Annotated in this window: 7 protein-coding genes; all 7 read right to left on the bottom strand. The window is 46.0% G+C overall.

The genetic code is table 11. The features are described 5' to 3' along the window. The coding region (locus tag CIK90_RS12395; protein WP_144269539.1) for a DUF6443 domain-containing protein at positions 1–650 on the bottom strand (650 nt) is incomplete at its 3' end. Between the two features lies 1 nt (position 651). Next, complete coding sequence (locus tag CIK90_RS12390) at positions 652–4032, bottom strand: hypothetical protein (RefSeq protein WP_094390557.1); 3381 nt, start codon at positions 4030–4032, stop codon at positions 652–654. Continuing rightward, complete coding sequence (locus tag CIK90_RS14005) at positions 4029–4580, bottom strand: hypothetical protein (RefSeq protein ID WP_144007284.1); 552 nt, start codon at positions 4578–4580, stop codon at positions 4029–4031. Before CIK90_RS14005 ends, CIK90_RS12390 begins: the two co-directional genes overlap by 4 nt. Before the next feature lie 521 nt (positions 4581–5101). Next, positions 5102–5458 (bottom strand): hypothetical protein, encoded by a 357-nt coding sequence (locus tag CIK90_RS12380; protein ID WP_094390555.1) that lies wholly within the window; start codon positions 5456–5458, stop codon positions 5102–5104. 137 nt (positions 5459–5595) lie between these two features. Next, complete coding sequence (locus CIK90_RS12375; RefSeq protein WP_094465667.1) at positions 5596–7386, bottom strand: hypothetical protein; 1791 nt, start codon at positions 7384–7386, stop codon at positions 5596–5598. 166 nt (positions 7387–7552) lie between these two features. Next, complete coding sequence (locus CIK90_RS12370) at positions 7553–9310, bottom strand: phage tail tape measure protein (RefSeq protein WP_094435020.1); 1758 nt, start codon at positions 9308–9310, stop codon at positions 7553–7555. 31 nt (positions 9311–9341) lie between these two features. Then, positions 9342–9535 (bottom strand): transposase (locus tag CIK90_RS12365; protein ID WP_216820902.1); only part of this gene is annotated, 194 nt, incomplete at its 5' end.

Genomic DNA, 9535 nt, shown 5'->3' with positions numbered 1-9535 from the left:
GTATCTCCTGCTGCGGTGCGCTCCATAATCTTCCTCCCGAGCAGGTCGGTGAATACGGCTGTGCTCCTGTTGTCGGCATCGTAAGACACTGCTTTTGCCAGCGTTCCCTCTGGATAGTACTCGAAGGATGATGTGTTCTCGGGGAGCGTGAGGCTGTACGATCCGTCCTCGGGAGCCTCGTAGTGCAGCACGAGGTCGGACAGTGTGTTGGCGAGATGCTCTGTCCTGTCCTGCTTTCCCGCCTGTCTCCATGTGTCTCCTGCGATGTCGACTGCTGTCACCCTGTCGAGCGCGTCGTAGTGGCTCTCTGTGAAGAAGCCGTTGTCAAGATAAAACAGGCCCATGGACGTGACACCGTTCACGGGGATATATTCAAGACCGTTTGCCGGCACGGGTAGATACCTGCGTTTCTCGCGCCCCGCTCCGTCGTATGTCGTCAGGGTGCATGCCGTCCCTCCGTCGGTGCCGGCAGTGGCGACGGAGAGTGTGGGATAGCCCAGCCCGTTGTAGTACTGCACCGCCTGCAGCGAGTCTGTCCCGTCCGCGTCAAGCATCGTCACTGTCTTGACGTAGTTCTCCGTTGCCGTCTGAGCAGAGCACAGGGCAGGAACGTACAGCAGGAGTGCAAGTAATAGTTTTATATTGTTCATACTAGTTAGTCTTGTAGTTGTAGTTATATTTTTGAAGGATATTGTCGTCAGCGTCACGTGCTTCTTCCAGTCTTCCATAGGTGTCATAGCGGTATTTCGCCTTGTCTCCGTTAGGCTTGATGACACATGAAAGAGTATGCCATGGGGAATATTCATAAGCTGTCGCCATGGCTCTCTCATTCAGCAGGGCAGCGTGAAGAGACTCCGTAGCATTTGTTATTTCTGTGGCGGCAGTTCCATTTTCCAGAATGTCGACAATGCCCGACATTGCCTTTACTTCGGAATATGCCTTGCCGACAATCTCCAATACAGGAAGCCGATGGCAGTAAGACCATATTACGGCAACGGGAGTTCCGTCCTTCTTCTTATAACCGCAGATGTTTCCGTAGTCGTCGTAGTCTGTCACGTCCAGTTCAAGAACCTCGCTGTTGTTAGGAGTTATGGAATAGTTCTTGCTGACTACCGGCAAGCCATTTGAAAGCGGCATGTAAAGATTCCTGTAGCCGCCAACTGTGTTCCCGTTCCTGTATTGCAGAGCCTTTACTCTCTCGCTGATACAATGCGCGCTTGTCAGGCATGCCGTGTTTGAGTTGACGGCTTCCGCATCACCTGGGTACCAATACCTTGTCAGGCATGTCTCCTCCGTGTTGGCGTTGAAGGCAACGCTCTTTGTTATGCTGGAGGGCATGTAATTGTTTTCATTGTATTCGTAAGTTGTAGTTACTGGTTTCATCGCCACACCATCAACATAGCCAGTCTCGGTGACGCTTGAGGGCAATGCGCACAAGGGAGATTTGGAGATCAGGGCGTATTTGTAATATACATCCAAGGCACTGCTACCGGGACTCATGTCTGAGCATCGAGCCCAAGGGAAGAAAACCATATCGCTCAAGGCAGGGCTGCCGCCGATTACCGTATAAGAATAGCAAATCTTGTGCATCAGCACACTGTCACTTGAAAATGTCGCGGATTCTGTCAGTTTTCCGTTGAGTCCGTCCGTGTTTACTCCGAAAATGCCGTTGTTGACACTGTGACACCCGTCGTTATGGAAATTCTCTGTGCTATATGACATCAGTTGCCCGTCCTTGTCGTAATTCTCCTTAGTAACTTTAGAGTAGCCGACATCCGGGCATTCCAAAGAACAAACAGCAAGATATTTCGGGTCGGAGGTTATAAAGTAAAAGGCGCAGTACAGGGTTGACGGTATGGAGTAGAAACAAGGATTGGCAGGCTTGCTGGCAAAGAGGTACTGCATGTCGATGTGCTCTTTGTCAACTGTCGGTATGAGCAGTTTTCCTTCTTCATACCTATAGCGTGTATATCCTAACATCTCACCATCGCTGTCATAGTTCTCTACTGTCCTGATTCTTAGCCCACCGCCGACAGACTTTCCGCTGGCATCGGCAATAGATGTATCTTCGACGTATGCAGGCGGAAGCGTTACCTGAATGCGTCCTCCAGTTATTAATCCACTTGCCACAGTGCTGAATTTGCATGACAGCACATAATGTCCCTTGGGAAGCACGCATGATTCCTTGAAATCCTCCATGTCATTATATTTAGTATAATACCTTGAGAATACGGTTTGTCCTGTGGAATCCTTGCCGACGATGCCCAGGTCAAGTTTGTAGTATTGCTGTGGCGAAGGCAAATAAGAAGATCCAGAGGATATTTCGACGGGCACTGCCTGGTCGATGTCGAAATCCCTCGTCTCTGGTGTGTTGTTATAGCCTGTTCCGTTATAGCCTGTACCACATGTTACCGTCCTCGGAATCTTAACGCTTGAACTGGCAGACGGGTAGTAATATTTTCCGTGTTCATCGTCAAAGTGGTTTATCTCATATTCAAACAACGTGAAGCCGCCGGTAGGGTATGTAATCTGGTTTAATGTTCCAATCTTGCAGTACAATTCGTTAGCGTAACGGTTAGCCGGCCCAACAGTCTCAATACCTGTAAGCCTGCCATCATAGTCATATTTGTATTCTGGTGAAGCGCATAGGCCGTCAGCGTTGGTCTTCCCGTTGTAATACCCCCAGAAGTCTTGCCGCATGCTTATTCGGGAAGGCAATTCTTGCGCATCGTTATATCCGAATGAGTATTTCTTTCCGTCAACCGTAACGTCAGTTAATTTTAGCCGTTTAAAGCCATACACGTTTGTATATCCGTACTTGCTGCAAAGCGTGTGCTCATATTCGCTTTCCGTATGGTATCCATAGGCAAAAGCGACAGTATGCAATATCGTGCCGTTGTCGCTTGACCTTACGGTTATACTGTCTATTCTTTTCGCAAACTTTATGTCCTCCCTGCTTCCATAGGCAAACGTTACTGTCTCTTTGTCGGTTATAATGGTGTCAGGATAGTATTCCCTAATGCCATATACCAGCGTGCTTGGCTGGTTGCGCTTTATGAATATCTCCCGAATTGCTTCCGATGCTATCGGCATGTCGGAGTTTTCGTCGCGCTTGCCTACGGTCTCATAATAGGACTGTAAAAGACTGTATCCCTTTTCGGAGTATTTGAATTCTGCAAGGCATCGGCCCGCAGCATTCCTTATTTCCGCCAGATTGTATGACGCATTGTCCTCCATGGAAGTCTTTGGCGCCTCGGCAAAGACGTACATTTGCCCATGGTCGTCCGTAATCTCTATGCTGTGAGGATAGGAGCCGGTATAATCCTTTAGTTCTATTCTGTAAGCCGTTGCGTCGTTTCCGATAATCCTTGCCTCTTTGCTTCCAGTGTCGATGACAAAAGAAACTCTATGCCCGCAAAAGGAAGCCTGGAATATGTCCGGGACTCTTACCCCGTCTGAGACATCTCTCAGGATGTCAAACTTCTTTCGGTCTTCTTCTATAGGCTGGCAGAAGAGAGAGGGGTTTGCAGGAACTGAAGGAAACCTGACAAGGGGAAGGCCTGCTATGCAGTAATATGGTGTATATCCTATTCCAGGCAATACAGTCTGGAGCAGGTCCAAGTTGGTTATCGAACTTGGGTTTATGCTAAATGAATTCTGGTTAAAGTCATTCTTTCCACATACTATCTGGCTGATGCTCCCGCCCATAACCATGTTCCATCCCAGTCCAACATACGTTGCCTGCTGGTCAACCTTTATGCCTGACGCATCGTAGCACAGTTCTACAGGCATAGTGAAGTCTCCTGAGCATATGTCGAATAAGGGTACAGAAATGTTCGGCACACCAGTGTACCCCGAGTTGTTGTATTTCCCATACTGTCCAAGCGCGCTTGCCTCTGGAGTCAGATTCTGGAAGTCTGGCAGAAGGCTGTTATAGATATTTCTCAAATCTTGTGTGTCGTCGGCATTGGCATAACAAGAAAGAGCCGCCAGTAATAATAATGCTGCGGTTTTAATTGCTGTTGTTTTCATAGTGTCACTTTCTCGCTGTATACTTTTCCGTTAACGTTGATATAGAGGATATACACTCCCGGGAGCAGTCCGTTGCAGTCTATCTGTGTGGAATACCCCTGTCCTGCGTTTTGTGTCCATTGCCTGCTTACGCATAGCATGCCCATGTGGTTGGCGACGATGTTTGTGATGGTGGCGTCCTCGTCAAGGTCGTATGCCATCTGTATTACCTTCCCGTGTGTCTCTATCTGGTAATGTATGATTCCGTCGTCCTGCGCGTCCCCGTCAGCGAATCCCTCTTGCTCATCGTCTGACGGGAAGTCCGTCTGGCTTATATAATATGGCACTTGGTCTGAGGGCAGGTTGCAGTAGGCATATCTCGTCGTTCCCACAACGTCCATGTTGAAGTAGCTGGTGCTTGTCACGTCCTCGATAACGGGATACTGCGATTCGGGCAGATACCACTCGTAGCGTTCGTCAATGACCTGTGCGAGCCTTGCGGTGTCGAGGGCGGCGGAGTCGATGTCCATGCAGATGGAGTAGGAGTCGATGGTATGCACCCTGAGCACATTCCTCAGAGTGTCGTTCTCCGCCAGCACTATAGAGCCGTCGGCATCCACCTTGACGGTTGTCGTGCCGACCTCACGGAAAGGATGGTCGCCGCAGTACATCCCCTCGCATCTGAACGGCTTGCCGATAGAGTCTCCATATACGAGATGGAGTCTCCTTGTGGTTTTACTCAGGGCATAGTCCCTTTTCTCCAGCGTTGACTCACTGCCGACGAGAACGAGCGTGTCAGGGGTTGCCCGATAATAACGGATTTTGCCAGGCTCAATGACGGAGACCACGCCTGTGCTGTCCTTCATAAACATCACCTGTTCTGCCCCCTTAGATCCGAGTTTCCTGGAAAAGTCCCACACTTTGTTACTCCCTCCCTTACCGGGGGAGAAGTAACGGATTCTGCTCTTCTGTAAACTGTCGGTTGATGCCGGAACCATTTCAGACAGGTTCACCTGACCATAGACCGATGTTATCCCAAATAGCAATGATAAAGCAGAAATGAAAACTCTTATTTTCATCTTCGCTCTGCTTACAGTTCAATTACACCTATATAATATACAGAACCGACGGTGAGGCGGATGGCGTATTCTCCTGTAAATGTGGAAGGGAAAACGAGAGAAGTCTGACCCGGAGCCAGCCAATCGGTATAGACCAGGTTCTCGTCTTCGTCGAAGAGTTCCACAGAAATGATTTCCTCAAACGGATAGAAGAGGGTGAGCGTGTGCCCCGTGATGTCAATGGTCAGCGGACGAGCAGGTGCTTTTGGCTTGCCTGGATAAATGGGCGTTTCGTCAATGATCGAGGAGTGCAAGATTTTGGGGTTACCTTTTACTGAAGCCATGCTGCCTAACCAGACAGCAAAGAATAAAATAAGAATCTTTTTCATCGTTGTTTTGTTTTGATTTGCATGCGAAATTACATCGTTGAATTATGATGCCAAAACAATAACAACAGAGATAATTAACCAAAAATTAACCTCAATGTAATTGACTGATTATGAAGCCGTTCTTACATACAGACGATTCAAAGACCCAATATTTCTTCATCAAGTTTCTTGGAATTACCCTCAACACCGAATAATTTTTTCATCATCGTATTGCGTATTTTCGTGATATAGGCAGATGAAACTCCAAGCAAGTTGCAGATGTCCTTTGGTCGGAAATGCAGACGGATAAGGATGCAGGTGTTGAATTCCTTTTCGTTCAAGGCATATTTCTTGGAAGATATAAACTGATAGAATGAGGGGAAAAAGTCTATGACCATCATATACATTTGTTGCCATTCTTCAGCAGAAGGCAGGTTTCCTTTTTCCGCCAACTTGTCAAAAATGTGATAGATTTCCGAATCCTTTAGTTTCGCCTCTGCAATTTCCCTTTCTTTAGTTTCTTTGCTCTGGTATTTCTCAATATCACTCCGTAGAATCTCAATGTCTATCTCCTTTTTCTCTATCAAAAGATTTAATTCTGAAGTGTAATTGTTTAACTCCTCTATATTGCTTTGTGCTTGCGAGAGGGCTGTTTCTATGTTTCTTCCATGGGATCTAAGCCTGATGACTTCCGACTGTGCCTTGGCAAGTTCGGCAATACTCTGTTTGTAATGATGGAGAGCCGCTATACGTTTCTTTCTTTCCCTACGTATAACAATGAAGGTTATAGCGATGATACTAAACGTAGAAAAGCCGATGACCATAAGCCTTTTGTGCATTTTTTCAGATTTCTCGTTGGCCAATCGGGCTGATTCCTGATAACGCGAATAGTCATACATGGCTTTCATCCGTTCCACTTCTTCCGTTGCCATGTTAGCATAGACGGAATCGTTCATCGTATAACTGTAAAGCGCGTATTTGGCTGCAGAGTCTGGCCGATGTGTCTTCTGGAAAAGCAGCGCCAGACCTCTTGATGCGGCATTCTGGTTGTTGAAATCCTTACCTTCACGGAGTTCCTTGCGAAAATAGTGTTCTGCAGAATCATATTTCCCGACAGCCAAATAATAGCGTCCTTTAGGGTAATAGTAAACCTCACGCCCCTTAACTATATCATGGTTTTCGTCAAAGAAACCGGATTCTGATTCGTATATGTCCATGAAGGTCTTGGCTTTGTTCAAGGAATCTTTCTCTACAAGTATCGTAATGGCTCCTCCTAAGATTCCGGCAGACAAGTTCTTATATCCATATCTTCTGGCGAGCACGGATGCTTGTTCGCAAATGGATAGTGCAGAGTCAGGCTTCCCCATTCCTTTATAGGCTGCTATATTTCCCGCCATACCTAATATTGCAGCGAGTGTGTCTTTTGCTTTCCATGAGTATCTGATAGCAAGATTATTAAACTTTAAATCTTCTTCAATCAGATTTTGGTGGTAGAAAACATCGCTCATCTGCCCATAAACTCTACTGAGCAAGGCATAGTCACATTCAATGTCTGTCGTATCTGCATGATTTGCAGCCTTCTGATAATTATTCAGAGCATTAGGGTAGTCATGAATATCTTGGTAAGCGCGTCCAAGGAGATAGTGGGCAAGCATTCGTTCGTTGGCAGTACCGTGGCTTTCATAATAATTGACGAGAAGTTTTTGGATACTGTCAGAACGGAAAACCGTATCGCATTTGTTCTGGGCATTGGTAAGCAACAACAGACGACGCATACGCTGGCTGCGGGATAGTCCGTCATTGCTAATGCTGTCGAGAATGGTGATAGCCTCACTGGAGTTTTCATTTATAACAGCCTCTGCTTGGTCAAGCAAACGCTGAGCCTCCCTACTACCACAGGCGTTGAGTAGCAGAACTAAGACGCATATATGGAAGAATCGTTTCAGCATCGTTTGTTTCTTAAGTTGTTGCAAAGATAATGAAAATAGTTGAAATTTATATTGAAACGCGTATGAAAAATCATAATAGTAAATTTTGAAACATCTCGCAACGCAGTCTACACACAAATTTAGAAATCTATTGACGAGGTTTTTAAATGAAACATGTTTAACACCATTACCCAAGACCGCGTTTTGATGTGCTACCCTTTATGAGAAGGCAATTATTATCAGACATACTCATTTCAGAGGCTAGTTGGTCCATACGACGTAAGGCAATATCCCATTTGAATTGACTAATTTCACCGACAATGGAATCTGCAATGTCCGCAATGCCTTTTGCCGCCTTCTGACGATTATTTTCATCGGATGGATTTAATCCTTCTAGTTGGCATTTTGCAACAATTCCCTGGCCTATTGTACGCTCATCCTTATTGGTGAATACAAGTTTCTTGCTTAGCGCCCAAGTTACTAATGCTTTAGCAGCTTCTTCGACAAGACCATAGAGATTACTCCAATTAACAAAGGCTTCCGTTGCTCCTGCTTGACTGATGAACCTCTCCATCATTGACAAGCGCTTTACTGATTCCTCCACTTGCTTTTCTGCCTTCTCTGCTCTCATGGTCTGTTCCCTGGCTTTTTGTTCTGCAATTTGGGTCTTGGCTTTCTCACGGGCTACTGCTCTTTCATCGAGTTCCGAGATACGTTGTCTCAACGCCATATTCTCCTTGTCCGTCTTAGCAGCTAAGGCAATCTTCCTTTTGACATCGAGATACATCTTCTTGCCGACATCATTGATTTTCTTTTTGTGCAGTTTCGATACGCTGAGTAACTGGCTCTGAAGGGTGGTAACAATCTCTTTAGCCTTGGCATTGCGTTCCTTTTGCCATTCTTCACGCTTCAATATAGGAATAGGTGTGCTGATTTCCCTATCAAGTCGTGACAATGTCATGTTAATAAGGTCTTTAACGGTCAACGGTTCCTTTGAACCTTGGAAGGAGAATGTCATTTCAGCAAATGGTACCGCCTCCAGTTCTTCTTCTGGAACACTCGTTGCAGAAAGCAATTCGTCGATGGCTTCCTGAAGTTTGGTCAACTTACTGTTACTGGCTTCTATGTTCTTCTGAATCTGCTTCACTTCTGCTTTCTTACGTTCAGTATATTCTGCTACCTCTTTGGCACGAATGGCTTCCTGCTCAGCCTTGAAAGTATGAGCGTCGCGCCATTTCTTGTCACTTTTCTTGCCACGCTCCATTTTGAGAGTATTAGCCAACATATCCTGAAGTTCTGACATATCATGACGGTTTAGATTGATGCACTGGCCTGTCTCATGGTCAGTCCAATCAAAAACATAGTGAGCATGGTGGTTCCAGAGAAAGATTGTCGAACCTTCTGCAGAATCGAGATACTTACCCTGCTGATGATCCTTATCCGTCACCAAATGCTCATGGCCTTCATCAAGGTGAGCATAGATGGCTTTGGTCTTGATGTCCCAACGCTGTTCGATTTGATTAGCCAAAGTCTTCATCTGCTCCATCGTCGTATTCTCTGTGATGACAGCAACACCTTCACGGACAGGCTCGGCATTCTTGGGCATCTTCTTGGGTTTCGACAAGTCGAGTTCCCATTCTGGAACAACCTTTTGAAGTCCAGTTTTAGGGTCAACGATTGGGTCGACCGTCTTTTTATCGTAAGCAAGTGTTGTCAATTGTTTTCCATTTTCATCAAGTTTCGCCTTACGACAGAAATGATGGCTGGAATAGCGTTCCTTAGCCTTGCGAATCTCATCGGCTACCGACTTGAAGTCCTCAGCTTCCCAACTCTTGTTAAGATTTGAATACTCGGGATGAACATGCTTCATCTCCTTCTCGCGTCTGTTGTGCTTCTCGGCACCATACTTGGCAGCGCAAATGTGTATCGATGTTTTTTTAGCCATAATTGTATATAATTAACGTGAGTTCGACGAATTAGAATAAGGTCAATTGTCTATCAATAGTCCTTTGAACGGCAATTGTAGGTTTCTTAGGAAAGAAGCAATATGCTGCCAAAGCTCCAAGAGTATTGACAATGAAGTTGTCGAAAGATCTGTGTCTGGAATGTTCCACCTGTGCAATATTCTTAAGTTCATCGTTAACGGTCTCTATGATAGCCCGCTTTCTAA

Origin of the sequence: Prevotella sp. P5-126 (assembly GCF_002251185.1) — a bacterium.
Classification (GTDB): domain Bacteria; phylum Bacteroidota; class Bacteroidia; order Bacteroidales; family Bacteroidaceae; genus Prevotella.
This window is presented reverse-complemented; position numbering and strand designations above follow the sequence as displayed.